The 25,526-nt window shown below is 44.1% G+C and carries 28 protein-coding genes; 2 read left to right on the top strand and 26 right to left on the bottom strand.

From position 1 onward, the window contains the following. Positions 1 to 162 precede the first annotated feature (162 nt). The 17 genes from H5993_RS02875 to H5993_RS02795 form a co-directional block, all read right to left on the bottom strand. Positions 163 to 1,122, bottom strand: coding sequence for a biotin--[acetyl-CoA-carboxylase] ligase (locus H5993_RS02875; protein ID WP_204776144.1), 960 nt, complete (start codon positions 1,120 to 1,122; stop codon positions 163 to 165). Positions 1,123 to 1,139: 17 nt separating this feature from the next. After that, the gene (locus H5993_RS02870; RefSeq protein WP_204776143.1) at positions 1,140 to 1,694 is read right to left on the bottom strand and encodes a biotin transporter BioY; all 555 of its coding nucleotides are present in this window, start codon (positions 1,692 to 1,694) and stop codon (positions 1,140 to 1,142) included. Positions 1,695 to 1,798: 104 nt separating this feature from the next. Beyond that, a complete protein-coding gene (gene fabI, locus H5993_RS02865) occupies positions 1,799 to 2,563 on the bottom strand; it encodes an enoyl-ACP reductase FabI (protein WP_204776142.1) in 765 nt (254 codons plus the stop codon). Positions 2,564 to 2,574: 11 nt separating this feature from the next. Continuing rightward, complete coding sequence (gene accA, locus H5993_RS02860) at positions 2,575 to 3,351, bottom strand: acetyl-CoA carboxylase carboxyltransferase subunit alpha (protein ID WP_204776141.1); 777 nt, start codon at positions 3,349 to 3,351, stop codon at positions 2,575 to 2,577. Then, positions 3,344 to 4,192 carry an acetyl-CoA carboxylase carboxyltransferase subunit beta gene (locus H5993_RS02855; protein ID WP_204776140.1) on the bottom strand — a complete coding sequence of 283 codons (849 nt, stop codon included), beginning with the start codon at positions 4,190 to 4,192 and terminating at the stop codon, positions 3,344 to 3,346. The genes accA and H5993_RS02855 overlap by 8 nt, the downstream gene beginning before the upstream one ends. Before the next feature lie 11 nt (positions 4,193 to 4,203). Further along, complete coding sequence (gene accC / locus H5993_RS02850) at positions 4,204 to 5,610, bottom strand: acetyl-CoA carboxylase biotin carboxylase subunit (protein WP_204776139.1); 1,407 nt, start codon at positions 5,608 to 5,610, stop codon at positions 4,204 to 4,206. Between the two features lie 9 nt (positions 5,611 to 5,619). After that, on the bottom strand, positions 5,620 to 6,051 hold the full coding sequence (fabZ, locus tag H5993_RS02845; RefSeq protein ID WP_204776138.1) for a 3-hydroxyacyl-ACP dehydratase FabZ: 432 nt from the start codon (positions 6,049 to 6,051) through the stop codon (positions 5,620 to 5,622). Between the two features lie 13 nt (positions 6,052 to 6,064). Then, positions 6,065 to 6,505: an acetyl-CoA carboxylase biotin carboxyl carrier protein gene (gene accB / locus H5993_RS02840; RefSeq protein WP_204776137.1), complete on the bottom strand. Its 441-nt coding sequence runs from the start codon at positions 6,503 to 6,505 to the stop codon at positions 6,065 to 6,067. Positions 6,506 to 6,511: 6 nt separating this feature from the next. Then, a complete protein-coding gene (fabF, locus tag H5993_RS02835; RefSeq protein WP_180870344.1) occupies positions 6,512 to 7,744 on the bottom strand; it encodes a beta-ketoacyl-ACP synthase II in 1,233 nt (410 codons plus the stop codon). 27 nt (positions 7,745 to 7,771) lie between these two features. Continuing rightward, a complete protein-coding gene (locus H5993_RS02830) occupies positions 7,772 to 8,497 on the bottom strand; it encodes a 3-oxoacyl-ACP reductase family protein (protein ID WP_204776136.1) in 726 nt (241 codons plus the stop codon). Then, the gene (locus tag H5993_RS02825; protein ID WP_180870348.1) at positions 8,481 to 9,428 is read right to left on the bottom strand and encodes an ACP S-malonyltransferase; all 948 of its coding nucleotides are present in this window, start codon (positions 9,426 to 9,428) and stop codon (positions 8,481 to 8,483) included. The genes H5993_RS02830 and H5993_RS02825 overlap by 17 nt, the downstream gene beginning before the upstream one ends. After that, positions 9,428 to 9,670, bottom strand: coding sequence for an acyl carrier protein (locus tag H5993_RS02820; RefSeq protein WP_180870349.1), 243 nt, complete (start codon positions 9,668 to 9,670; stop codon positions 9,428 to 9,430). Before H5993_RS02820 ends, H5993_RS02825 begins: the two co-directional genes overlap by 1 nt. 33 nt (positions 9,671 to 9,703) lie before the next feature. Next, entirely contained in the window at positions 9,704 to 10,678 is a 975-nt protein-coding gene (locus tag H5993_RS02815; protein ID WP_204776135.1) for a beta-ketoacyl-ACP synthase III, read from the bottom strand. A gap of 4 nt (positions 10,679 to 10,682) precedes the next feature. Continuing rightward, entirely contained in the window at positions 10,683 to 11,129 is a 447-nt protein-coding gene (locus H5993_RS02810; protein WP_180870353.1) for a MarR family winged helix-turn-helix transcriptional regulator, read from the bottom strand. 116 nt (positions 11,130 to 11,245) lie between these two features. Further along, on the bottom strand, positions 11,246 to 11,692 hold the full coding sequence (gene fabZ, locus H5993_RS02805; protein WP_180870355.1) for a 3-hydroxyacyl-ACP dehydratase FabZ: 447 nt from the start codon (positions 11,690 to 11,692) through the stop codon (positions 11,246 to 11,248). A 277-nt stretch (positions 11,693 to 11,969) separates the two neighbouring features. Beyond that, positions 11,970 to 12,833 (bottom strand): homoserine kinase, encoded by an 864-nt coding sequence (thrB, locus tag H5993_RS02800; protein WP_204776134.1) that lies wholly within the window; start codon positions 12,831 to 12,833, stop codon positions 11,970 to 11,972. A 12-nt stretch (positions 12,834 to 12,845) separates the two neighbouring features. Further along, complete coding sequence (locus H5993_RS02795) at positions 12,846 to 14,123, bottom strand: homoserine dehydrogenase (RefSeq protein WP_204776133.1); 1,278 nt, start codon at positions 14,121 to 14,123, stop codon at positions 12,846 to 12,848. A gap of 114 nt (positions 14,124 to 14,237) precedes the next feature. Between H5993_RS02795 and thrC the strand changes: the two genes are divergently transcribed. Beyond that, the gene (thrC, locus tag H5993_RS02790; RefSeq protein ID WP_204776132.1) at positions 14,238 to 15,716 is read left to right on the top strand and encodes a threonine synthase; all 1,479 of its coding nucleotides are present in this window, start codon (positions 14,238 to 14,240) and stop codon (positions 15,714 to 15,716) included. A gap of 51 nt (positions 15,717 to 15,767) precedes the next feature. Here the strand turns inward: thrC and H5993_RS02785 are convergent, their stop codons facing one another. Continuing rightward, positions 15,768 to 16,301 carry a VanZ family protein gene (locus H5993_RS02785; RefSeq protein ID WP_204776131.1) on the bottom strand — a complete coding sequence of 178 codons (534 nt, stop codon included), beginning with the start codon at positions 16,299 to 16,301 and terminating at the stop codon, positions 15,768 to 15,770. A gap of 74 nt (positions 16,302 to 16,375) precedes the next feature. Beyond that, a complete protein-coding gene (locus H5993_RS02780; protein WP_204776130.1) occupies positions 16,376 to 17,254 on the bottom strand; it encodes a LysR family transcriptional regulator in 879 nt (292 codons plus the stop codon). A gap of 109 nt (positions 17,255 to 17,363) precedes the next feature. On the opposite strand from H5993_RS02780, the gene H5993_RS02775 reads away from it, so the two are divergent. After that, a complete protein-coding gene (locus H5993_RS02775) occupies positions 17,364 to 18,389 on the top strand; it encodes a YeiH family protein (RefSeq protein ID WP_487343522.1) in 1,026 nt (341 codons plus the stop codon). A gap of 84 nt (positions 18,390 to 18,473) precedes the next feature. On the opposite strand, the gene H5993_RS09560 is transcribed toward H5993_RS02775, so the two are convergent. From H5993_RS09560 to H5993_RS02745, 7 genes are all read right to left on the bottom strand, one after another. Continuing rightward, a complete protein-coding gene (locus H5993_RS09560; RefSeq protein WP_275086994.1) occupies positions 18,474 to 18,605 on the bottom strand; it encodes a hypothetical protein in 132 nt (43 codons plus the stop codon). 93 nt (positions 18,606 to 18,698) lie between these two features. Then, a complete protein-coding gene (locus tag H5993_RS02770) occupies positions 18,699 to 19,361 on the bottom strand; it encodes an NAD(P)H-dependent oxidoreductase (RefSeq protein ID WP_204776128.1) in 663 nt (220 codons plus the stop codon). A gap of 352 nt (positions 19,362 to 19,713) precedes the next feature. Next, the gene (gene apf / locus H5993_RS02765; RefSeq protein WP_204776127.1) at positions 19,714 to 20,316 is read right to left on the bottom strand and encodes an aggregation-promoting factor; all 603 of its coding nucleotides are present in this window, start codon (positions 20,314 to 20,316) and stop codon (positions 19,714 to 19,716) included. A gap of 314 nt (positions 20,317 to 20,630) precedes the next feature. Next, the gene (locus tag H5993_RS02760) at positions 20,631 to 21,437 is read right to left on the bottom strand and encodes a Cof-type HAD-IIB family hydrolase (RefSeq protein WP_204776126.1); all 807 of its coding nucleotides are present in this window, start codon (positions 21,435 to 21,437) and stop codon (positions 20,631 to 20,633) included. Between the two features lies 1 nt (position 21,438). Continuing rightward, positions 21,439 to 23,283 (bottom strand): acyltransferase family protein, encoded by a 1,845-nt coding sequence (locus tag H5993_RS02755; protein ID WP_204776125.1) that lies wholly within the window; start codon positions 23,281 to 23,283, stop codon positions 21,439 to 21,441. A 118-nt stretch (positions 23,284 to 23,401) separates the two neighbouring features. After that, positions 23,402 to 23,719: a hypothetical protein gene (locus H5993_RS02750; RefSeq protein WP_180870374.1), complete on the bottom strand. Its 318-nt coding sequence runs from the start codon at positions 23,717 to 23,719 to the stop codon at positions 23,402 to 23,404. A 227-nt stretch (positions 23,720 to 23,946) separates the two neighbouring features. After that, positions 23,947 to 25,491, bottom strand: coding sequence for a ClC family H(+)/Cl(-) exchange transporter (locus H5993_RS02745; protein WP_204776124.1), 1,545 nt, complete (start codon positions 25,489 to 25,491; stop codon positions 23,947 to 23,949). Positions 25,492 to 25,526 lie beyond the last annotated feature (35 nt).

Below are 25,526 nucleotides of genomic sequence, written 5' to 3'. Positions count from 1 at the left end.
TTGACCGCGGAAAAATTCCGTGCTCAAGCCGCATAAATAATTTTTCTGTTTGAACTGTATACTTGACAGGCAATAGTGCCCAAGGCAAAAATTATAGTCCGGATTTTAATGTTAGAGGGGCAAAAATTAATAGTTAATTCCCACCCTCTCCCCTCTTTTAGTTTATTTCACATTTACCTTTGTCACTTCCCCACTAACAAAGGTACGACTTCCTTCGGGAGTAATAACTACCAGCGCCCCATCATCATTAATTTGTGTGGCCGTTCCGTGGACCGTTTCGTGGGCTCCGCGGAGTTCAACCGGGCGTCCTAATACCAAGGAATGTTTGCGGTAATTAGTTAGAAAATCACCAGTCGTAAAATCACCAATTCTAATTTGAATTGCATCTAATAAGGCTGCCGCAAGTTGATTGCGATCAACCAAATCCCCTAATTTTCCGGCCTTGGAGGCTAATTCAGTTGGAAAATTGGTTGTTGAAAGGTTTATGCCACAGCCAATTACCACCGTTTGAGCGGATTGGGTTTCCAAATCAGTTACCGCTTCGGTTAAAATTCCAACCACTTTTTTACCATTACAATAGATATCGTTAACCCACTTTAACTGGAGGTCAGCTTGCGGGTAAAAGGAGTGTAAAACTTGCCAAATGGCTTCGGCAACCCCGGTGGTTAATAAGCCCGGATTTTGTAAAGGAACTACGAGCTGAAAGGCAACTGAGAAGTAAAGACCGGTTGCTGCCGGGGAAAAAAATTGACGCCCACGCCGACCATAACCAGCGGTTTGGCTTTCGGCCAACCACACAGCTGGTAAGGCAACTTGCCGGTGACTAATAGCCGCTTTAGCTTGATCTTGGGTTGAAGAAAGCTCATCAAACACTAGGACTTGACCACGAAATTTTCGACAAGCGGTCTGAATTACCGGCGCAGATAACTTGCTAGTGCCAAGATAGATATAACCCTTTGCTGGCTGACCTTGAATCTCAAAACCAGTTTTTCGTAAAGCTTGAATTGCTTTCCAAATACTCTCCCGACTAATTTGAAGCCGGGTTGCTAATTCGCTCCCCGTAATCGCCCGCTTGGGTTGTTTTAGAAATTCTGCAAGGACTTTTTCTCGTGTGGTCGCCATTTGGCATTCCTCCATAATTACATACTAAACTGGTGGGGTAAGATCTTTCGTAATCGCCGGGCAACCATTACGCTCAAACTAGCTTTTAAGATATCGCCAGGCAAAAAGACCATTTCGGCAAGTAAGGCCTTAATAATTCCAAAATGGAAAAGGGTTGCTAACCAAATAACTTCACAAAGGTTAATCCAAAGGACCCCAAAAAGGAGCAGGACAAGCCATTCCCGCCACCAGCTCGCCTTCCACCAGCTTAATTTTAACACGCTCCCAATCATTAGGGGGGTTACTAACCAGCTTAAGAGCGCTCCACCAGTTGGCCCAACAAAACTTGCTAAGCCACCATTTCCTCCTGAGAGGAAGGGAAAACCAAGGGCAACCAAAACCAAGAATATTATAACCGCTAAACTCCCCCGTTTCGGTCCTAACAACTCGCCAGCCAACATAATTCCAAAGTTTTGCAAGATAATTGGTACCGGTAAAAAGCCAACTGGTATTCCCGGAAAAATTCCTAAGATAATAATCAAAGCAATCATAATTGCTGTTGTGGTGATTAATTGAATTGAATTTGTTTTCATTTAATAAAGCTCTCCCGTTCTTGTAACCCACAATATCATATTAGGGTTACAATAGTTTTAAAAGAAAAAGTGGTTGCTATTCAGCCACTTTTTTGTCTCACTAACTAAATTAAGTGGACCCCTTTATCTACATAAATTACGTCGCCTACGACCCCAGTACTGAGATAACTCATTAAGAAAGCACAAGTTCCCCCAATTTCATCTAAGGTAACGCTCTTTCCGTCGGTTGTCCGATTTTGCGATTCCTTCAAAAGATCACTATGTCCCTTGATTCCAGTAACCGCTAAGGTCTTCATCGCCCCAGCTGAAATGGCATTAACCCGAATTTTGTTAACACCCATGTCACGAGCTAAGTAACGGACATTAGCTTCCAGAGCAGCCTTAGCAACTCCCATGACGTTGTAGTTAGGGATTGCTCGTTCTGAACCAAAGTAAGTCAAGGTCACGATACTTGCCGGGCTCTTTAAAAGAGCTTGCTTTTCTGCTTCCTTAGCAACTGCCAATAAGGAATAAGCAGAAATGTCTTGGGCAAGGGCATAACCTTCACGAGATACGTTAGTGATGGAGCCACCTAGTTCTTCCTTCTTTGCATAAGCAATAGCATGAACTAACCCATCTAATTGACCAAACCGGGCTTTAATCGTTGCAAAGGCCGCCGTGATACTTTCGTCACTTGCCACATCACATTCAATTAAACGGTCGTCATCGTTAACTAACTTTGCCACACTCTTCTTCAATCGTTCGTTTTGGTAAGTGTAAATTATTTTGGCTCCTTGAGCGGCCATTACTTTGGCACATCCCCACGCAATTGACCGTTGGTTAGCAACCCCCATTACCAAAATCTTTTTTCCTGCTAATAAATTTTCCATGGTTCCCCCTGTTAAAATTTCCGATAGCGTTCATGGCGCCGCGTAATTAATTCAGTTGGCGTCAGCGTTTCTAATTGTTGCAACTGCTGATTTAAAATTGGATCAATTTTGCTGATAACTTCCTGGTGATCATCAGGTTCGTCAATAACCCCTTCGATAATCTTTTGCTTCAGTAATGCTTGCGGTGTCAACTGCATTAGATCAGCAGCTTCGTCCGCCCGCCGGCTATCTTTCCATAAAATTGAAGCAAAGCCTTCTGGTGAAAGAATTGAATAAGTACTCCGCTCAAGCATCCAAACTTCATCACCTGCTGAAAGAGCTAAGGCTCCTCCACTACCACCTTCACCCAATATTACCGTAATCATGGGAACTGGTAATTCACTAATAGTCAATAGGTTTTGGGCAATGGCTGCTCCTTGACCATTTTCTTCGGCCGTTTGCCCAGGATAAGCCCCTGGTGTATTAACAAAACAAATGATTGGCTGGTTAAAATGGACCGCCTGCTTCATTAATCGCAAAGCTTTGCGATAGCCACTTGGACTAGGACAACCAAAGTGCGTCGCCATTTTTTCTTCTGGCGTAGTCCCCCGGTGGGTTGTGATTACCGTGACTGGTTGGCCATGAAAGTAACCCATGCCCCCAATAATTGCAGGATCATCACCACCTAAGCGGTCCCCATGTTGTTCAAAAAAGTCGGTAATTAGGCCATCAATTAACTCTCGGCCCGTAATTTTATCATCGCTTCGGGCCGCGGCCACGATTTCAGCCGCGGTTAATTTATTAGTCATTTCGCCGACCCCCTAACCGTAATAATTGATGTAGCGTTTGCTTTTCAGTTTGACGAGGAATAATTTGATCAATGAATCCATGCCGCAAAACATTTTCTGCTTGTTGTAAATCATGGGCGATTTGCTCATGTGTCGTCTGCTCAATTACTCGGCGCCCAGCAAAACCAACTAAGGCGTGCGGTTCGGCTAAAGTAAGATCAGCTTGCATGGCAAAACTTGCCGTGACCCCACCAGTGGTTGGATCCGTCAGGACGACAATTGACAGTAAACCTGCTTGATGATGTTCGGCTAAAGCCGTGCTGACTTTTTGCATTTGCATTAAGGAATGGATCCCTTCTTGCATCCGGGCCCCACCAGAAGCCGTAAAAATAACAACCGGCTGTTTAGCCTGCGTCGCCACTTCAATTAACCGGGTTAATTTTTCACCGGTTGTTGAACCAAGCGAACCCATAATAAAGGTTGGATCCATAATTGCTAAGTTAAATTCAACCTCTTTAATCTTAGCTTTACCCGTTAAAACTGAATCATTCAAGCCCGTTGCAACTTGCGCTTTAGCAAGTTTTTCTTGATAGCCAGGAAATTTAAGTGGGTCTGCGGGCTTTAGATCGCTAAACAAGGGCTTAAAATCATCAACTAACCACCCCAACCGTTTTTGGGCACTAATTCGAAAACCGTAACCACAATTTGGACAAGTTTGATATTCATCCATCTGTTGAGCAGTAAAAACAGTTTGACAAATTGGGCACCGCCGGTAAATACCATCCGGAACTCGTTCGTCTGCCCGAGGATCTGTCTTAACCAGATGTTCACTTAACGTATTTGATTTTTCGTAAAGTTTCATTGCATTCTCCTTTACTCACCGGTCAAACGGCTAAGCCCGCTGCGTTTTTTGGTTTCAATTTCATCCTGTAAACGCGGCAAAATCACTTGCTCCAAATAATTGGTCGTTGCCTTCCCAGCCAAGAAGCCCGGGTCAGCTAAAATCCGTAAGTGGAAAGCCTGATTAGTATGAATCCCCTTAATAACCATTTCCTTTAGTAACCGCCGCACCTTAGCAATTGCAGCTTCCCGGGTGGTACCCAAAGCAACCACTTTGGCAATCATTGAATCATAAAATGGACTAATCGTTACTCCCGGATAAAGGGCTGTGTCAATCCGCATCCCTAAATTGCCAACTGGCAAGTAAAGATCTTTAACTTGACCCGTACTTGGCCGGAAATTAGTGGTCGGATCTTCGGCATTGATCCGACATTCAATCGCATGTCCATGGGGAAGCAATTGACCCTGCTTAACCTTTAATGGCATTCCTGCCGCCACTTCAATTTGTAATTGGACGAGGTCGACCCCGGTAACCATTTCCGTCACGGTATGTTCCACCTGGATACGGGTATTCATTTCCATGAAATAGAAATGATGATCTTGATCCATCAAAAACTCTAACGTCCCGGTATTCAAATAATGAAGTGCCCGAACGGCCTTAATTGCAATCGCCCCTAATTTTGCTCGTTCGGCTGGACTGATCAAAACGCAAGGGCTCTCCTCAATTACCTTTTGCTTACTTCGTTGCAATGAACAATCCCGTTCGGGGAAATAGACTGCATTTCCTTGGGCATCCCCAAAAACTTGCACTTCAATGTGCTTAACGTGCTCCAGAATTTTTTCCAAGTACATCCGCCCATCACGAAATGAAACCAGAGCTTCTTGTTGCGCTTGGGGAAAAGCTTCTTTCAATTCAGCTTCATTATCAACCCGCCGAATTCCTTTGCCACCACCCCCAGCAGCGGCTTTAATCAAAACTGGGTAACCAAGTTGACTAGCAACTTGACAGGCTGCCTCGATCGAATTAACATCCCCGTCACTCCCCGGAATAACGGGGACACCAGCTTGTTTCATTTGTTCACGAGCGTGTTCCTTATTGCCCATTAAATCAATGGTTTCTGGTTTAGGACCAATAAAGGTTAGACCGCAAGACTCACATAAACGGGCAAATTCGGCATTTTCAGATAAAAAACCATAACCTGGGTGAATTGCCTCCGCCCCGGTACCAATTGCGGCCGCTAAAATATTTTTCATGTTCAAGTAGGAATCTTTGGCTTTCGGGCCCCCAACACAGACCGCTTCGTCTGCCAACTGCACGTGGAGACTCTCACGATCGGCCGTTGAGTAGATTGCCACGGCCGTAATTCCCATTTCTTTCAGGGTGCGAATAATCCGTACCGCAATCTCACCCCGATTAGCGACTAAGACCTTCTTAAACATTCAATTCACCTACCCAATCATAAAGGTGAGTTCTGCCGTGCAAGCTCGCTGGCCATCAACCGTCGCAACTGCCTTACCGATACCAATGGACCCCTTCACCTTTTCGAGCTCAACTTTTAAAAGCATTTGATCGCCAGGCCGAACAACACGCCGGAATTCAGCACTCTTAATACCACCAAAGTAAGCTGTCTTGCCTTTAAAATCTGGTTGGCTTAACAAAGCAACCGCACCAGTTTGGGCTAATGACTCAACAATTAATGCCCCCGGTAAGACCGGATTATTTGGAAAGTGACCATTAAAAACCGTTTCATTAATGGTGACATTACGCCGGGCAATTGCGTATTGCCCCGGTTCAACTTCATCAACCCGGTCAATTAAAAGCATTGGATACCGGTGAGGTAAGATTTTTTGAATTTGGGTAACGTCTAAATCTTTTAACATTTCGTTCCCCTTTCTAAGCAGGTTCAATTTCAAAAAGTGGTTGATCAACTTCAACTAATTGTTCATCTTCAACCGCAATTTGCTTAACTGTCCCGTTAATTTTGCTCTTGACTTCCGTCATCATCTTCATCGCTTCGATTACACAAACAACTTGGCCAACCTTAACTTGATCACCAACCTGAACGTAAGGCTTAGCACCCGGTTTGGGTTGGAGGTAAACTGTTCCTACTAAGGGTGCCATAATACTATGCGTAGTTGGTTGCGCTGATTGAGCAGCTGGTTGCGTAGGCATTGCAGCTGGCATAGTAGGAGCTTCTGAAACTTTAGCTTCCTTTGGCCGGACATGCTTATTTTTACTAAGGTAAAGGTGAAAATCACCATCATTTAACTCAAATTCCCGGGTATCGCCATCTTCAAAGGCCTGTATAATTTTTTCGAGCGTCTCAGCTTGCATCCTTAACTAATCCTCCTCCCAACGCTTAAGCGCAAGTACGGCATTGTGACCCCCAAAACCGAAAGAATTACTGATTGCGTAATGACTTTCGTGGTTTTGGTTTTCACTATTTACTAAATCAACTGGACATTCTGGATCTTGAATTTCACAACCGGTGTTTGGTGGTAAAACGCCCTTTCGCAGGGCTTCAGCTGTTAAAACGGCTTCGATTGCCCCAGCAGCCCCGAGGAGGTGGCCAGTCATCCCTTTGGTCGAACTTACCAAAACATCGTGATCCCCAAAGACTTGGCGAATTGCTTTGGATTCACCCGCATCATTGGCAAGGGTTGCCGTCCCGTGAGCGTTAACGTAGTCAATATCTGCTGGTTCAATGCCGGCTTCTTCAATTGCTAGCCGCATTGCCCGGGCAGCTTCAACCCCAGCTGGATCTGGCGACGTAATGTGGTAAGCATCTGAAGTCGTTCCGTAACCAACCACTTCACCGAGGATCTTGGCACCGCGCGCCTTAGCATGGTCGTATGCTTCAAGGACCAGGGTTCCAGCCCCTTCACCAAGAACAAATCCATTGCGATCTTTATCAAATGGCCGCGAAGCCTTCATTGGGTTTTCCGTCGTTGATAGGGCAGTTAGGGCAGCAAAACCAGCAATCCCGATTTCGTTTACGGAAGCTTCGGCCCCACCAGTAATCATTACTTGGGCCCGTTCTTCCTTAATTTGGCGGAAAGCTTCCCCAATGGCGTTCGTCGCACTAGCGCACGCCGTAACGATCGTGGTACTAATATTCTTAGCGTTAAAGTGGATCGACAAGTTTCCGGCAGCCATGTTGGCAATTGCCATTGGCACGAAAAGCGGTGATACTCGTTTGGGTCCCTTATCGTGCATCTTGATGATTTGTTCTTGAATGGTTGTTAAACCACCAATTCCAGAACCGTAGATTACCCCTAGATCTTCTGCCTTGGTGTTTTCTTCCGTGATGCCGGCCATTTTCATGGCTTCCATCGCCGTTTGCATTGCATATTGGGAGTAAAGGTCCATCCGCTTGGCCGCCTTCTTACCAATTACAGCGGCTGGATCAAAATCATCAATCTCCCCGGCAACGCTGATCCCAGTTTGCGAACTATCAAACTTTGAAATTGGCTTAATCCCGACTTTGCCAGCTAAGCTGTTTTGGGTAAAGGCCTCAAAACCATTTCCGTTGGCGGCAATGGCACCCATCCCAGTAATTACAACTCGTGTCATTTGTTACTCCTTCTTTTTAAACTTGTCTTACATCGTCATTCCACCGTCAACAACGATCGTTTGACCAGTTACATAATCATTTTCAACTAAGAACCGGGCCGTTTGAGCAATTTCGTCCGGTTGTCCTAAGCGGTGTAATGGAATTTCCGTTAAGATTTGATGCTTGACCTTATCACTCAAAGCTTGGGTCATAGCACTATCAACCATTCCTGGCGCAATTGCGTTAACCCGGATTCCCCGCAAGGCCCCTTCACGGGCCACGGTCTTGGTAAAACCGACTAAACCAGCCTTGGCGGCAGCGTAATTAGCTTGGCCAGCATTACCATGTAACCCAACCACACTGGCAAGATTAATGATGACACCCGTTCGTTGCTTCACCATTGGTTTAAAAAGGGCTTGGGTCAATATCATTGGTCCCATTAAGTCCGTTGATAAAACGGCATGAAAGTCTGCGGGTTTCATTCCCAAAAGTAATTTATCCCGGTTAACGCCAGCATTGTTGACTAAAATTTGGATCGGGCCAAACTTTTCTTGGGCTGCTTTAGCAAGGTCTTGCGCACCGGCGGGTGAACTTAAATCACCACTGATATAGGCAAATTCACCATTCAATTGGGATTTTACTTCCGGAGCTAGTTTTTCACCCCGGCCGTTTAAGATCACCTTGGCACCGGCTTGAAGAAAATTTTTGGCAATTGCCAAGCCGATTCCCCGGGTACTCCCGGTCACTAAGGCGATTTTATTCGTCAGTTCCATTTTCTACCTCCGTCATAAATGCTTGGTATTCAGCTAAATTACTAATGTGATAGTGCTTTAAATCTGGTGCAACTACTTGGGCAAAACTGGTTAAGGTTTTACCAGGGCCTAGTTCCAAAGTAGCATCAAGATTTGCGAGCGTTACCAGCTTCTTTAAACCTGCACCAAAATGCGTTGGTACCGCTAATTGCTTTGCCAGAATGGCTTTCATACTAGCTGCCTCAAAGGGTTCTTCCGTCGTATTACTAATTACCGGAACTTGTGGATCATGGCATGATATCGTCTTCAAGCGTTCAACCATTTGATCCCGTGCTGGGTTAAACATAGCCGTATGGAAAGCCCCGCTAACTGGAAGTTCAATTGCCCGGCGGGCTGCTTTCGTTACCTTTATTTGTTCAATTGCTGCCTTAACGCCAGCAACGGTTCCACCGATTACTACCTGCTTTGGGGTGTTGTAATTAGCGATTGCCACCAAATCCCCTTCAGCTGTAATTTGCGCACAAATTCCTTCAACCGATTGAACATCTGGCTTTAAGAGTGCGGCCATCGCAGATGGGGTTTTATCAGCAACTGCTTGCATGTACCGGGCCCGATCGGCCAAAAGGGCCATTCCGCTCTGAAATTCCAAACCTTGGCTGGCGAGTAAGGCTGCGTATTCACCAAGGGAAAGGCCAATCATTCCTTCAACTGGCAAATCAAGGTCCCGCATTAACATCCGGTAAAGGCCATAACTAACAGCTACCAAGGCTGGTTGCACGTTTTTAGTCTGATCAAGCGCCCCAGCTTCATTTTTCATAATGGGGACGAGATCCATTTTGACGGCTTCGCTGGCCTCCTTGATCGTGCTAGCAAAAAGGGGATCCGCCATTAGGTCGATCCCCATTCCCGGCCGCTGGGCGCCCTGGCCACTAAATAAAATTCCGAATTTCATTACTTAGCTGCTAATTGCTTTTCAACAAAGTCAACAACATCTTGGATCGTCGTAACCCCTTCGTCAACATCTAATTCAATGTCAAACTTGTCTTCTAATTCGTTCATAATTTCAAAAACATCAAGAGAATCGGCGTTAAGGTCATCCTTGATCTTAGCATCCAAGGTGATCTTGTCCTTTTCAACGTCAAGTTCTTCAGCAGCAATATCTTGAACAGTGTTAAAAATTTCTTCTTTAGTCATAATTAAAATTCCTTTCTTGTTTTAAGTAATTAATTAGTATTTCAAAATGATCGTGGCCGCCGTAAGCCCCCCACCAAAGCCACTTAAAACGATGGTCTCACCATGCTTAAGCTGGCCTTTTTTAATAATTTCGTCTAAAAGTAAGGGTTCACTAGCAGCGGCAGTATTCCCTACGTGATCAATATTTTGGGGAAACTTTACTAACGGTTGACCAAGGCGTTTGGCCACCTGGCGAATAATTCGCGCGTTAGCTTGGTGGAGTATAAAGTGATCAACTGCGGTCACAGGGACTTGGGCCTGGGCTAACGCTCGGTTAATTGAAGCTGGCACCTCATGGGTAGCGAATTTGTACACCGCCCGGCCATCCATTTTTAGTGGGGTAAGCCTAGTCAAAGGATGGGGCGCCTTTTGGGTAACCACAGTTTGTCCAGCCGTTAACTTCGGACCTTGTTGGCCATCTGTCATTAGATCCACCCCAAGAATCCCAATTGGTTCACTAGTTGCTTCAACCAGAACTGCCCCAGCTCCATCCCCAAAGAGGACAGCCGTTGTCCGATCATACCAATCGATGATCTTTGACATTGTTTCGGCTCCAATCACTAAAATTCGTTGGAACTGCGGATTTTGGAGCATCTGATTAGCAACCGTCAAAGCATCAACAAAACCGGTGCAAGCAGCTGAAAGATCAAAGGCAGCCGCTTGGGTTGCCCCTATCCGTCCTTGAACAGTCGCCGCAGTTGACGGCATCAAAGCTTCCGGCGTCATCGTCGCAACAATAATCAAGTTTAGACTAGCCGGATCCCACTTTGCCCGTTCAAGAGCTTGTTTAGCCGCCCGGGTCGCCAAATCGGCAGTATTTTCCCCGTCACTTAAATGCCGTTCTTTAATCCCAGTTCGGCTGGTAATCCATTCATCGCTAGTATCCAACCAAGCCGTTAAGTCTTGGTTGGCAACGACAGGCTTAGGAACGGCTTGACCGCTAGTAACAATTTTTAGGTTTCTTTTCATCCTGCTACTCGTGTTCTTCTACAAATTGTTCTAGGTTTGCAAGCGCTTTGCGGACAACCTTTAATTCTTGGTCATTCATTCCATCAAGGAACTTGGCCACCATCATATTGTGGAAAGCCCGATGTGCCCGATAGAGCACCCGTCCCTTTTTGGTTAAATATAACCGTACAACCCGGCGATCTTGATCTTCACGAACCCGCTTCACGTAACCTTTTTTCACTAACCGATCAGCAGTTGCCGTCATGGTCCCGGGAGTTAAGTGGAGCTTCTTCGCTACCGCTGAAGCAGTCTGGTGGTTATACATACTGATCGCATCAATTGCGTGCATTTCCTTAATCGTTAAATCCGAAAAAGTACTTTTTCGCAATTCATGCTCTTCAATCCACATAATGCCTCCGTAGGTTTTGATCAAGGCCTGGTTAATTTCTTGATAATCCCGGTTCTCGTTCATATGCATTCTCCTTTCAATTCTTTGATAACCCAAATAATTTGATGATTCAAAATACATTATAAGCGATAACCGTTCGTACATTGCCGCATAAACTTCAAATCCTGACAACGACTTTTCTAAATTTTTGCTTCCCGATCAGCAACAAAGAAGACCAGCTTAGCGGTGCATACCCGCTTACCATCAACCGTTGCGACCGCGTCAACTTGGCCCATGTTTGACCGCACCTTTTCCATTTCAATCGTCAAGGTTAAAACATCTCCCGGCCGGACCATTTGGCGAAAGCGCGCGTTATGAATTGCCCCGAGATATGCCGTTTTCTTATAAAACTTTGGGGATTTTAAAATGAGAATCGAGGCTGCTTGAGCAAGCGCTTCAATGATTAATACCCCTGGCATAACCGGATTGTTTGGAAAATGGCCTTGGAAGAAGCGTTCATTAATCGTTACGTTCTTTCTTGCCACTACCTTTTGGTCAGCGACCAACTCATCCACCGCATCAATGTAGCAGATGGGATACCGGTTCGGAATTAAATCCATCACTTCCTGGGCAGTCATTACTGGCACATTCGTCACCTACCTTCCAAAAAGTATTTCGAGTATCAAAATATCCGATGCTCGAATTATATGCAAAAAGTATTTTGGTTGTCAAATTATTTTTCTAACAAAATTTATCCAAAAGATTGATTTTTTGTTACTTTGAACCCTCAAAATATCTCGCTTAATTCCTTGATATTAAAAGTAAAGCACTTCGTTATCACTTTGTGAAATCAAACTAAAAACGACCGCAAAAAAATTTGGCGATCGCTTTTAAAAATGATAATTTTCTTTTGCAAATTTTAGCTTATACCGTAACCATTACCCCATTTTGATCAACCGCTAATTCTAATAATGGCGCCGTCAAATTTGCTTGCAGTAAACGATTTTGAAAAGCCGGCATCAAGTGCGGTGCAATTAAAGTCATCACCGTTGGTCCCGCCCCACTCAAATAGGTTGCAATGGCGCCAACCTCATGGCCAATTTGACGAATCATTGCTAATTCAGGGACCAATTTTGCCCGCGCTGCTTCGTGGAATTGGTCACCTTCAATCAATGGACCAATCATTTCATATTGCCGACTAAACAAGGCCGCCACTAAGGCGTTCGCTATACTACTCCCGCGAACGGCAACTGATCGTTCAATTTGGGATGGTAAAACTGCTCGGGAAACGCTAGTTGCTAAATTATTCTTCGGAACATACGCCAAAAAAGTAAAGGGTGGCGTCGGTACTTGGTAAGTTATGAATTGATCCTTTAAACTAGTTCCAATCACCACTCCTCCTAAGATCGCGGGAGCAACGTTGTCCGGATGACCTTCAATTTGGGCCGCTAATTGGACCTTTTCCATTGACGTAAGTTTTAAACTCGCCAATTGATTGGCCAATTCAATCCCAGCCACAATCGCTGTCGACGAAGAACCGAGCCCATGGGCAAGTGGAATTTTACTTTGGACCAATAAATGGTGGGGCGGTAAAGTTGGTTCAACCGTTAATGCCGCTTTAATGATCAAATTTTGTTCATTGTGCGGAACGTGTGGTAAGTCATGTTCAACCTCCCAGGTCGTGGTTGGCTCTAAAACCGCTAGATTTAAGTACTGCTTGAGGGCAACCCCGATTGAATCAAAGCCTGGGCCAAAATTAGCTGAAGATGCAGGAACCCGAATTTGCATAATTCCCGCCTCCTAATTAATTACCCGGTATGCACAATGCAGCTGGATCGTCCCTAAGTCCTGCAAGGCAAGCTCCAACTGATTAAGTTGGGCTTTGCTCATTTGGTGAGTAATAATCATCACCCGGGCTTCCCCCTGATCACTCGCTTTTTGGACGATTTGGGAAAAACTAGCATTTAATTCCGCCATGACGGTGGTTAGTTTTTGCATCTCTCCGGGTTGGTCTGGCAAAGTTAAGCTGAGGTAATAACAGTCCTTGACCATCGTTGCATCCGCAAATGGTAAGGGGTGAGAATAACCATTGAAGGAATTCCCATTCGTTTTCAAGATCATATTTTTCGTGACTGTCGTAATATCGGACAAGACACTATTGGCAGTTGGTAAGCCCCCAGCTCCAGGGCCATAAAACAAAGTATCACCAACTGCTCTTCCCGTAACCATCACCGCATTATTTTCATTATTGACTTGAGCTAAGGGATGATGGATATTAACCAGTGCCGGTGCAACTTCCACAAAAACCCGTTGGTCAACTAAACGGGCAATGCCGACTAGTTTCAAGGTATAGCCAAAAGCTGCCGCCTGCTGAACGTCAACTTGATCGACTTGGTCAATTCCCGTGACTTTAAACTGATCAACCGCAACATTCGTCCCAAAAGCAAACCGGGACAAGATCGCCATTTTATAACCGGCATCTCTCCCTTGGACATCATTAGTGGGATCAGCCTCAGCAAAACCTAATTTCTGGGCCTGCTTTAAGGCATCTTCGTACGAGCGATTGCTCTGACTCATTTGCGTCAAAATATAATTTGTAGTTCCGTTAACGATTCCCTTGACCTCAGTAATTTGGTCCGCCGCAAAACTATCGGCAATTGTCCGTAGAATGGGAATTCCCCCGGCAACACTTGCTTCATACATCAAATCACAATGATTTTGCTTAGCTAAAGCGATTAATTCTTGCCCCGCCGTAGCAATTAAGTCCTTATTTGCAGAAACAACATGTTTATGGGCTCGTAGCATTTGTTCAATGATCTCTTTAGCCGGATGAATCCCGCCCATTACTTCGATGACAATTTTTATTTCTGAATCGTTTAAAAGATCATCAAGCTCGGTTGTAAGGTGAACTAGATCAGCAACCTGCTGGTGTTTTTGGGGATTTTTAACCACCACCGTTTTAACGACTAATTGGCGACCCGTTACCGCTGAAATTTTGGCGGCATGTTTCTGTACCATTGCTAAAACACCGCTCCCGACGGTTCCGAGACCCACCATCCCAAGTTTTATTTCATCCATCTTGTTCACCGTCCTTTAACCATTTTCTAATCATTTTGTAAATGATAACACATTATTATCTAATTTGAAGTATAATAAATAAAAATGTTACCAACGAAAGGAGCTGGGCCGATTATGAAATTTCGAAGTACCCGTGACGTCACGGCGCAGGCCACTGATGCGCTCGCAGCAATTATTCAGGGATTAGCTGTAGATGGGGGCTTATTTGTCCCCGTTGCTTTTCCCCATCCTAACTATGACCTTGCAACCTTAATTCAACAACCTTATCAATTAATTGCCCAACAGGTTTTCGGGTGGTTTTTTAATGAGCTAAGTGGTCTTGAGGTAGCGGCCACCAAAGCCTATGGTTCTCAGTGGGATACGCCATCAATTACCCCGCTAACCAAACAGATCGCTGGTAACTATTACCTTGAATTATTCCATGGACCGACCTTAGCCTTTAAAGATGTTGCCCTGCAAGCCCTTCCCCAACTAATGCGTCTGGCCAAAGAACAAGGCCGTAATCCAAACGAAACAATCATTTTAACCGCCACTTCTGGTGATACCGGTACGGCTGCTCTCCGCGGTTTTAAAAATATATTGGGGACTCAAGTAGTAGTCTTTTATCCGCAAGATGGGATCAGTCCCATTCAAAAATTACAAATGTTAGGTCAAACGGGAGCTAACCTTCACGTTGTTGGGATTACTGGTAATTTTGATCAAGCTCAAACAAGGGTCAAACAAATTTTTAACAATCCCCAAATTCGTCAACAGCTCGCCCAGCAAAAGCAGCAATTTTCTTCAGCTAATTCCATGAATATTGGGCGGCTAATTCCCCAAATTACTTATTATTTTAGCGCCTATGGCCAATTAGTTCGCCAAGGAGTAATCAAAGTTGGCGAAAAAATTAATTTTAGCGTTCCTACCGGTAATTTTGGTGATATTTTAGCAGGTTACTATGCCAAAAAACTTGGCTTACCAATCCATAAATTGATTTGCGCTTCCAATGTAAACCATGTCCTAACTGACTTTTTCCAAACCGGGACTTATGATCGGCAGCGAAAATTTCAGGTTACCAACGCTCCTTCAATGGATATTTTAGTCTCATCCAATCTGGAACGTTTACTCTTTGATGCCTATCGACAAGATGCTGAAGTTATTAATAAGCTAATGCAACAGCTCCAAAGCCAAGGCACTTATCAAGTAACTCCGCAAGTCCATAAATGGTTACAAGCAACCTTTGCTGCTGGATATGCCACCCCAAATCAAGTGCAGGCTGAAATTCGGCGGGTTTATGAGCAGGCTAATTATTTAATCGATCCCCATACTGCGGTTGGGTCCTTCGTTACCCAGCAATACCAAGCTCAAACTAATGACCAGCACCCGTGCGTAATTTTGGCAACCGCCAGCCCATATAAATTCCCAGAAACAGTGCTTACCGCCATCAATTCGCAAACGAATCCACCTAGTGGCCTGGCTGCCATCGAGACGCTCGCTAAATTTGATACAAAACCTTTAACCACCGGAGTCAAAGAGCTCTTCGTTGATCAGCCACAGTCCCAATTAACGATTGCTCCTCCGGAAATGACAACCACGGTACTGGATTTAATCTAAATAAAACCACTAACTTGTTGCAACAGGTTTGCTGCAACCAAGCTAGTGGTTTTACTTTTCTAACCGGAAATAATTTAATAACCGCTCGCCCGGAGTCTTAGACAACAGCCAAAAAATACCATACCCAATCAATACTCCAAGCGTATTGGTAATTACATCATCAATATCAGCTACCCGATGATTGCCAACCAAAAGATCACTAATAAACTGAGTGCTTTCAATGATCAAACCGGGAGTTAGGGCAATTAGGAGTAAATTCCAGCTTTTAAGCCGGGGGCGCCAACAGTAGACATAACATCCTAATGGGAAAGTCATAAAAATATTGGCCACAAACTCAGGATCAATGTTTTGCAAGGGCCGTAAATTATAAGGAACCCCATGAAAATACATCAGTGATTTGTACGAATCCGGCATTTGTGGCCCGACAGGCGTAAAAACTAACCAGCAAAGGACGAGTAAATAAACTAAACACGAATAAACAGTCACATTTTGCCAGAACTTGCGGTTAGTCTGCCGGAAAACATGGCCGTAACAACTCAGTAAAATGATCATCACAATTATTAACGGGAACCATTTCAATCCCAAAATCCTCAACCTCCCCATGCAAACTTAACTTTTTTAGCTTACCGCATGCCAACTTACCTGCCAAGTAAACACCTTTAGCTTTTTGGGAGCACCTGACTAGCAAGCTGGCTAATTTCCTGAAACTCGGCCGCAAAGGTGTTGTCTTTTAAATAGATTACATTTAAAGGGTGTTGCAAGGGAAAACCAGGTAAATCAACTTCAAATAACCTTTGTTCATCAAGTTCCTCCTCAACCAACGCCCGATACATAAAACTAATTCCAATCCCCTGTTTGACACTTTCGATAATTGCTAAGGGGCTACTGAGCGCCAAACTCTGCTTAAAATCATTTAAATTGGCGTTATGAGCCGCCAACCAGGTTGTTAAAATCTCCCTGGTCCCCGACCCCGGCTCCCGGACTAACAATCGCTGGTCAAAAATCGCTTCTAAGGTTGGCCGCTTAATTAAACGGTTACTTACCCCCACAAAAGCAGCTGTCCCAATTGGTTCCGCCGTAAATTCACGTCGTTCAAAATTACCTTCAATTAAGGCCACGGAAAGTTGACCAGTTAAAAGTTGCGTTGATAATTCTGCTGTATTCCCAATCGTAACCGTTACTTGATGGTCACTTGCAACAATCTTCTTCAATAATTGTGGTAAGAGAAAAGCCGCTAATGAACGCGTAACCCCCAACTTTAGCGGTGGAGTTTGGCCAGTTCGCAAGTAATTTAGTACTGCTTGGTTGTCATGTTCTAACCGGTTAGCATACGAAACTAATTCTTTAGCCACCGGAGTTAAAGTAATTCGGCGCCCGTGGTGATTTAACAATGGTAAGTTAAGGTCGGTTTCTAAACTGGCTAATTGCTGTGAAACCGCTGGTTGGGAAATGAATAAGGTCTTGGCCGCGGCCGTAAGGGATCCGGTTTGCGCCACAATGGCTAAGGTTTCAATCCGGCGATCGAGAAAGTGATCCATCTTTTACTCCTTAATAATTTTTTCTTATACCCAAGAAAGAAATCATAATTTTTATTTATCATTCTACCATGGTAAATTTAGAATGTACCAAAACTTAGGAGGAAGAAAATTGAAAAAAATCTTGAATGGTCGTTTCGCTACCGCCGCGATTTTAACCTTAATCTGTTCACTAGTTGGGAGTTACTTAGCTAGTCTTCCCTATTTAAAAGTGATTGGGGCCCTCGTAATTTCCCTATTACTTGGGATGGTGATGCAAGTTGGGCGACCAGTTCTCGACTATAGTCGTTCTGGAATTGGTCTAATTGCCAATAAATTCTTACGGGCCGGAATTATCCTCTTAGGCTTCAAATTAAATTTGCTTGCCTTAGCACAAGCGGGGATTAAGACGATTGCCTTAGCAGTTGTTGTCGTAACCTTCACAATCACCGTTACCTATCAATTAGCACGCAAGTTTGGTGTTGATAAGCACCTTGCTATCTTAACTGCGAGTGGAACTGGAATTTGCGGTGCCGCTGCTGTCATGGGAATCTCGTCCCAGCTTCATGAAAGCAATGATCCCACAACTAATCTCCGCCATCAAGAAAATGAAGTGGTTGCCGTTGCGATCGTCGCAATCCTCGGGACGCTTTTCACCTTAATTGATATTTCGATCCGCCCCCTTATTCATATGACGGCCGTTCAATTTGGGGTGATGACCGGGGGAAGCCTTCACGAAATCGCCCACGCGGTTGCCGCCGGAAGTGCTGGTGGGCCGGTTAGTTTGGATACCGCCATCATTACTAAGCTTTCTCGTGTCCTCTTATTAGCCCCAGCTGCTATTATTATTGGGATCTGGTACCATCGGAGTAGCCAGCAAACCAACCCAAGTAAAAAGCAACCGGTCCCAATTCCCTGGTTCATGGTGGGCTTTATCCTTGCCAGCGTTATGGGAACCTTTATTCCTGACTTGGCTACTTTCGTCCCTAGCTTGGTTAAATTAGCCTATCTTTTGCTCGGAATGGCTATGGCTGCTTTAGGGATGAATGTTAACTTCAACGTCCTTTTCACGCGCGGAAAAGAAGCCCTCCTAGCGGCCGGTATTTCTTCGGTTCTCCTCTTAGCCCTTGTAATTGCTGGAGCAAAGTTGTTCTTTTAGAGAGCATAAGGGTATGAAAGCGAGAGGTTGGGAAAAAAGCTCCTTGACGGCCTGGTTGGGATAAGTAGAACGAAGGTTGATTCATTAGCATCGGTCTTTCGTTCGCCCTGATCCGCTAAGGCCGTGCTTTGGAGCGAACCAGCCAACTGGTTTGGCGTTTGTGAGCCCACGCAAGGCTGAATCGGTTGGTGCAACCGCCAGGGAAGCAACTGCCATTCAGCTACTGCTTTGACCTTAGTTACTGAGTAACCTTCGGAGATGAAAAAGGGGCTGGGAAGAAACATGAGTTTCCTCCCAGCCCCTCGCTTTTTAGATCTCTTCGTAAATATCCGCCAATGGTTGTCGGACCTTGGGCTTAATTGGTTGATCCCGGTAACCAAAACTAACCATAACCGCAATCTGCCAATGCTTTGGATCCATAATTTGATGTTCTGCTAAGAATTGATTCATTTGTGGATAATTAAACCCTTCAATTGGGCAGGTATCAATTCCTAATTCGGTTGCAGCCGTCATCATATTTGCCATTGCAATGTATGCTTGGCGAGCCGCCCAGTCAAACCGTTCTTCAGTGGTTTGGATATTTAAATCCCGTTCTTGAAAAACCTTGAAATGTTGAGATTGTGGGCTATCTGGCGAATACGGTTTATGTTTGACCTCCGCAACTAAATGCTGGATGTAATCCGCATCATAAGTAACATCCTTCCGGGCTAAAATTAAGAGGATTTTATCAGCCCCATCAAGGCTATTAATTGCTCCCCAGGAAAATGGGCGAATTGCTTCTTTGAGCTTTTCATCTTTTAACAAAATAAAGCGCCAAGGTTCATAACCAAATGAACTTGGTGATAACCGGCCAACTTGAAGAATCGTTTGCCAGTCTTCATCACTAATGTGCTTGTTAGGATCGTATTTTTTCGTTGCGTACCGTTGGTTGGCAATCTTTAAGACATGCTCACGGGTTTTAGCTAAAGTCATTTAAATCACCTCTTGCAGTAATTATATCATGCACTAACCGGACTCCTGCGATTATTACCAGCTACTATATGTAAAAAAAGAGAGGGTGGGAAGAAACTCAAGTTTCTTCCCACCCTCTTTGTCATCTCCGAATGTTACTCAGTAACTAAGGTCAAAAAGCACGGCCTTAGCGGATCAGGGCGAACGAAGGTCGATTCTAATGAATCAACCTTCGTTCTTCTTATCCCAACCAGGCCGTCAAGGAGCTTTTTTCCCAACCTCTTTCTTTCATCCCCGAATGTTACTCAATAACTAAGGTCAAACCAGTTGGCTGGTTCGCTCCAAAGCACGACCTACGTGGAGATTGTTTATTTTAGTACCAGCCGTTTGCTTGCCAGAAGGCTTGCGCAGCCGTCCAAGAACCGTAACGCGAAGCTACATATTGGTCAGCAACCCGTTCTTGGTTAGCAACGGAGTAGTCCCCACCAAGGTAAGATGAAGAAAGTTGGTACTTACCGTAGTATTGACCGTTTTGAGCAGTGTAGCTACCACCAGATTCACGTGCAGCAATCCAAGCCTTGGCAGCTGCTTCGCTACCAGAAACGCTTGAAGTGTAACTACTACTGTTGTTAGTAGCCGATGCTTGACTGGTAGTTGCCGTGTTAGTAGCTGCGTTGTTAGTTGTTGCTTGATTGTTAGCAACGTCTTGTTGACTAGCCACTTGGATTTGACCATTGTCCTTGATCAAAAGCTTTTGACCAACGTAAATCAAGTTGACATCTTGGATGTTATTGTCTTGGGCCAGCTTGTTAACTAAGCTGTTATCCTTGGCAAACTTTTGGGAAATTGAAGAAAGCGTATCCCCAGCTTGTACAGTGTAAATTGAGTCGGCGTTTGCAACACTAGTTCCAGCGGCGATCCCAAAAGCTGCAATTCCAAGAGTAGCGACAGTCGTTAACATACTTTTCTTTAACATAAGGTAATTTAACCATCCTTTACATTTGTTCGTTCAAATCTTTCAACGGTTACTATAATACCGATTAAATGTTACTAGCGTGTCACAGAGCAATTGCTTTTCCCCGAAACAAGCGCCTTTTTTGTAATCTTTTGTAATAATCATGAACGGAACAAACTAATTTAACCTTAAAATTCCCGAGCTAATAAGGTTTTCGGTTGGCCTAATTTTTCTCGTAAAATTTCACAAATCCACAAAAAAAGATTCTGAATTTAACCAGATTTTTCCTAGTTTGGAAAAAAATGGTTCCAGAATCCTATTTTTTATGGCTTTTATTACAAATTAATGTCAAATGTCTTTTTCAAGTAAAGCGCAACTCCGTCTTCATCATTTGAAGCCGTTAAATGGTTAGCAACTACTTTTACTTCGGGCAATCCATTCGCCATTACGACCCCGTCACCAGCACCTGCAATCATTTCCAAATCGTTGTCTGCATCCCCAAAGGTCATCAAATTTTCCGCCTGCATTCCTAATTTACTCAACAGATGATTTAAGCCAAGCATCTTATTAACCTTAGCCGGCAAGAATTCTAGAATGTGGGGTTGGGATTGAACGACCCGAATATGAGCAGGTAACTGAATCTTTTCTTTTACAACCGTTACCTTAGCTGGTGCGGTCGCCAAAACCGCCTTTGCAAAAACGTGGCTACCATTAGGAAGAGCATCCATCGTTGTATCCACAAATTCAATTCCCTGAACGGTTTGCCGGTATCGTGATGGACCCAATTCAGTTAATTCATATACTCGTTCAAAGTCTAAAACGTCCATTGGTAATTGGTTAGCCTTGAGATAGGCGTAGACAGGTTGTAAATCAGCTTTAGTCATTCCCAGCGAGAATAAGGGTTCCTTAGTTTGGTTATTGATCACCAAGCCCCCATTAAAGGTAATTGTGTAGTCATCAGGTTGATTTAATTCCAGTTGATCCAGATAATTCCTAATCGCATTAATTGGTCGCCCCGTACAGAGCACCACTTTGATTCCCGCTTGATGGAGTTGCTTTAAGATCTTTTCGTTGACTGTGCTAATCTCCTTTTGACTGTTTAACAAGGTATTATCTAAATCTAAAGCAATCATTTTAATCATTTTACTTTTCCTCTTTAATAATTGTTGTCACCAGTAGTCGGGTAAACTGTGCATTTCCGATTTCATTCATGTGCACGTTGTCTTTACCAAACCAATTAGGATGGTTTTTACTCTTAGTATTCCAATCAACGACATGGACATTTGGGTGTTGCTTAGCTTCGCGCTTAATTTGGGCAACCACTGCCTTTTGCCATGGCCGAGTTGGTACATGCGGGGTAATCCAATAAAGTTGCCGATCCCCAACCGTTTGTACGATCTCGTCTGCTACTTGATCAGAGATTGCCCCGTTGGTCCCTAAATTAACAACCACAATTGGGCTCAGTTGGTTTTTATTCGCCAAATCCTTCAGAATATTTAAACCAGCCGTCCCCTGCATTCCGACTTTCGCCTTAACCATAGCGTGCGGCATTACTTCTTGTAAGTCATTGGCAGCATCAACCATCACCGAATCGCCAACTGCTGTAATCAGCCAATCCCCCGCTTGTTTTAGTTGTTTTGAATTCAACTGATACTTTTGCTTTAAGGAGGGGCTATTAACATCAACTTTAGGAACTTTACCAGCCGCAATTTTTTTATTGCGGTCAGAAGTAGCCTGCTTATTGTGTTGGAGTTGTTTTTGCAGACTTGATTTTACCGGTTGCGGTTGGGGACCTAAGATCCCAACGCCCGCAATTACTGTAATCAAGCCCATTACCGTCAACGTTGCCCATTGCTTTTTGGTCTGTAACGGCTTACGATGCGGACCAAGGGCCTTCCTTTTGAGCGGCGATTCGACTAATCGATATGCCAACTCACTAATCCCAAAGACTAATCCGAGCTCAATTAAGGCGTTTAACCAGGGAGCATCGCCAACTGGAAAGAGCCGTTCATAAAAAACCATTACTGGTAGTTGATAGATATATATTTCGTAGGAACGTTGGCCAATATAATGAAAAACTGGATTAGTCAACCATTGATTAACCTGTGCCCCCGGATGAACAATCGTGGCTAATAAAACTAAACCAACCAGACTATCTAGTGCCATTATCCCACGGTAAGTTGAAGCAACTTCCCCATTAATTGTAAAGAAACTAATGATTAAAAGGATTAGACTGATTGCTCCAGCTCCATTTAGGAGGTACCGTTCTTTAGCCAACAATGTGGCTTTAAGCTTTTGTCGGGGCCAAACTAGGGCTAACCAACTCCCAAAGAGTAACGAAAATGCCCGCGTATCAGTCCCATAATAGACCCGGTTCAGGTTAGTTGGCTGATACAAGACGGCCATCAGGATCATTGACAAGACCGCTAAGCCAATTGTTACCCTCCGCGTGAGTTTCAGACCACCTCGTTTTAGGAGCCAAATTAAGATAACTGGCCAAATTAAGTAGAATTGTGCTTCTACCCCAAGCGTCCACAAATGAGTAAACGGCGAAGCGCCGTTGAAACGATCAAAGTATGACTGACCATGACCGATTGCCCACCAGTTGTAAACCCAAGTTAGATTAGTCAGGATAATTATCCGTAGATGGACTAGTGATTCCCGAGCAAACAGCGTAATATAAGCACTAGTAAACAAAAGCATCCCCACTAACGGGGGGTAAAGTCGCTTAAACCGGCGCCAATAAAACGAACGTAATTTAAGGGGTTGGCCAGCCTGCCACTGACGAGTTAATTGGTTGGTTACAAAATAACCCGTAATTAACAAAAAAAGTGGGACTCCCAAGAAGCCCCCCTTCATGATGTTTGGTAATAAGTGATACATAATGACGCCAATTACCGCAAGGGTTCTTAGACCATCAACACCACTCACAAACTTTGGCGGTTGACTGATCTGTTTATTAGGGGTCCATTTTGAATATTCTCTCATAAATTTTCCTCGATCTATTTAATGTAAGACCACCGAGAAGGCTTTCCCGCGGTCTCTTAAAAGACCTCTCTATTATAATCAACTTCCACCGTTAAAAAAAGTTACCAGGGAATTATTTTCACCCAACGTGGTTCTCTTTTAAAATTGCCGTCACAATCTTTTCCATTTCCGGCGTCCGTTGCCATTCTTCAAAATGATCCATTGACTCCGGTTGGACCCGGTAATTTTCATTAATGTACTTTTCATATTTAATAACGTTTTGGGAATGTGGGATATTGAGTTTTAGAATTCGGACCTGTTTAATAAAGCCTTTTTCGGCTGCCAATTCAGACCGCCCATTATGGACCATATTGCCGATTTCGTAGTAGGTTGTCCCATCGTTACGCGTAATTTCTTCAATAATATCCAAATTTCCTAGCAATGGTTGTTCTGCCATCATAATTCCCCCTTCATCCAAATCTTTTTCATTATAAACCAAAAATCACCGCCAAGGGGACGGTGATCGGCATAAGAGAGAAAGAGAATTGATTAGAAGGTAAATACTTAATACCTTGTGACTATATGTTAGCGTTTTCAGCTATTTTTGTCAAGATTTATATTGATATTTAATTAACAATCTTTTTATCTCTAATAGATGATAGCGGTCTCTTGATAACTCTTAGTTTAACCTTCATGGGCAGCTTCATTAATTTGCTTTTGATTGATTAAATGATTAGCCCCAGTTAACTGGATCACTAGCGTATCACCAACTTTTAACTTAGTATTGCCGTGAGGAACCAACTGTTCTTCACCCCGATAAATCGCTAAAACCAAGCTTCCTTCAGGCCAAGCGAAGTTTTTTACCGCCATTCCATCAAGCTTAGCACCCTCAAAAATAGTTGTGGTCATTTGGGTCATTCCTTTTAACTTAGCGTGTGGCCGTTGATGAATAAAGTTTTCAAACATCGCAAAGTAAATCGGCCGGCCCCCCATGACGTCATCAACTAAGTAGGCAACAATTGCCACTACCGCAAGGGGCATTAAATGAGCCATCGTCCCAACCATCTCGGTAATTAAAAGGATGGCGGTAAACGGCGCCTTTGAAATACAAGCAAAGTATCCAGCCATGGCATAGATAACGTAGTTTGGAAGGTAGTGAATCGGCAACAAACCAAGGCGAGCCATGGCAGCACTATAAAGCGCTCCAAAAACCGCTCCTAAAGTTAGAATCGGTAAAAAGATTCCCCCAGGTAATTCCGAGGCGTAACTAATCATCGAAAAAACAAAACGTAGGACAAATAGCCAAGCGAGCCATAATAAGACTGGTTGCATCCGGGCTAAGTCAACAATCAGCCCATTCCCACCACCGAGGGTAACTGGCCAATACCAAGCGATTGGTATCATCAATAAGAAGGGAATCACAGGATACCAGGCCGGTTTAAACCACTTTACTTGCCGAGTCCACTTCCCGAGCCGTAAAATCACAACTTGGTAAAGGCGGCCTAAAATTCCGAGCAAGAGCCCCAGAATAATTAATTGCCAGTATTGGTTTAAAGGAAAAACACTCTCGTGCGGAACATTCAAATCCGGCTTTAAACCAAAGAACTGCATTGAAACCATGTTAGAACACAGGGCACTGATAAAGACCGATAACCAGACAAGTGGCGAAAAGTTATGGTAGACCTCTTCTAAAATAAACATCGAAGAAGCAATTGGAGCATTAAAGGCTGCTGATAAACCAGCAGCTGCCCCACTTGCAATGCCGACTCGACGTTCAACAGCTGTTACCTGGCCGGTTTCTGCAATCCCTTGACCGACAGTCGCCCCAAGTTGAATCGAAGGACCTTCCCGACCAAGGAAAAGTCCGGGCCCAATACTTAAGATGCCTCCAAAGAATTTCCGCCACAGAACAGGCCACCATTTTTCGTCAAATTCGCCCATTAGCTGACCTTCAACCTGGGGAATCCCTGATCCTTTAATATTCGGGTTTTTTTGGGTCATATGACCTAAAATTAGGGCTAGGATAATCGCTCCTATCGCCCAAGGAATTAACCATACTGGATGAGTATGAAAATAGCTAAAGGCCTCAATCGTCCACTTCAGTATCGTCTGGATACTTAAACGAAATAAACTCACTACCAGCCCTGTCACTAACCCAATTAAAATTGCCCGGATAATCTGACGACTATTACTATAATTCAAACTATATAACCGCCGTCGTCGTTCCATCAAAAATCACCTCAATCAAATTATCCTTTCCGAGT

The sequence above is a fragment of the Limosilactobacillus alvi genome (genome assembly GCF_016900115.1).
Classification (GTDB): domain Bacteria; phylum Bacillota; class Bacilli; order Lactobacillales; family Lactobacillaceae; genus Limosilactobacillus; species Limosilactobacillus alvi.
This window is presented reverse-complemented; position numbering and strand designations above follow the sequence as displayed.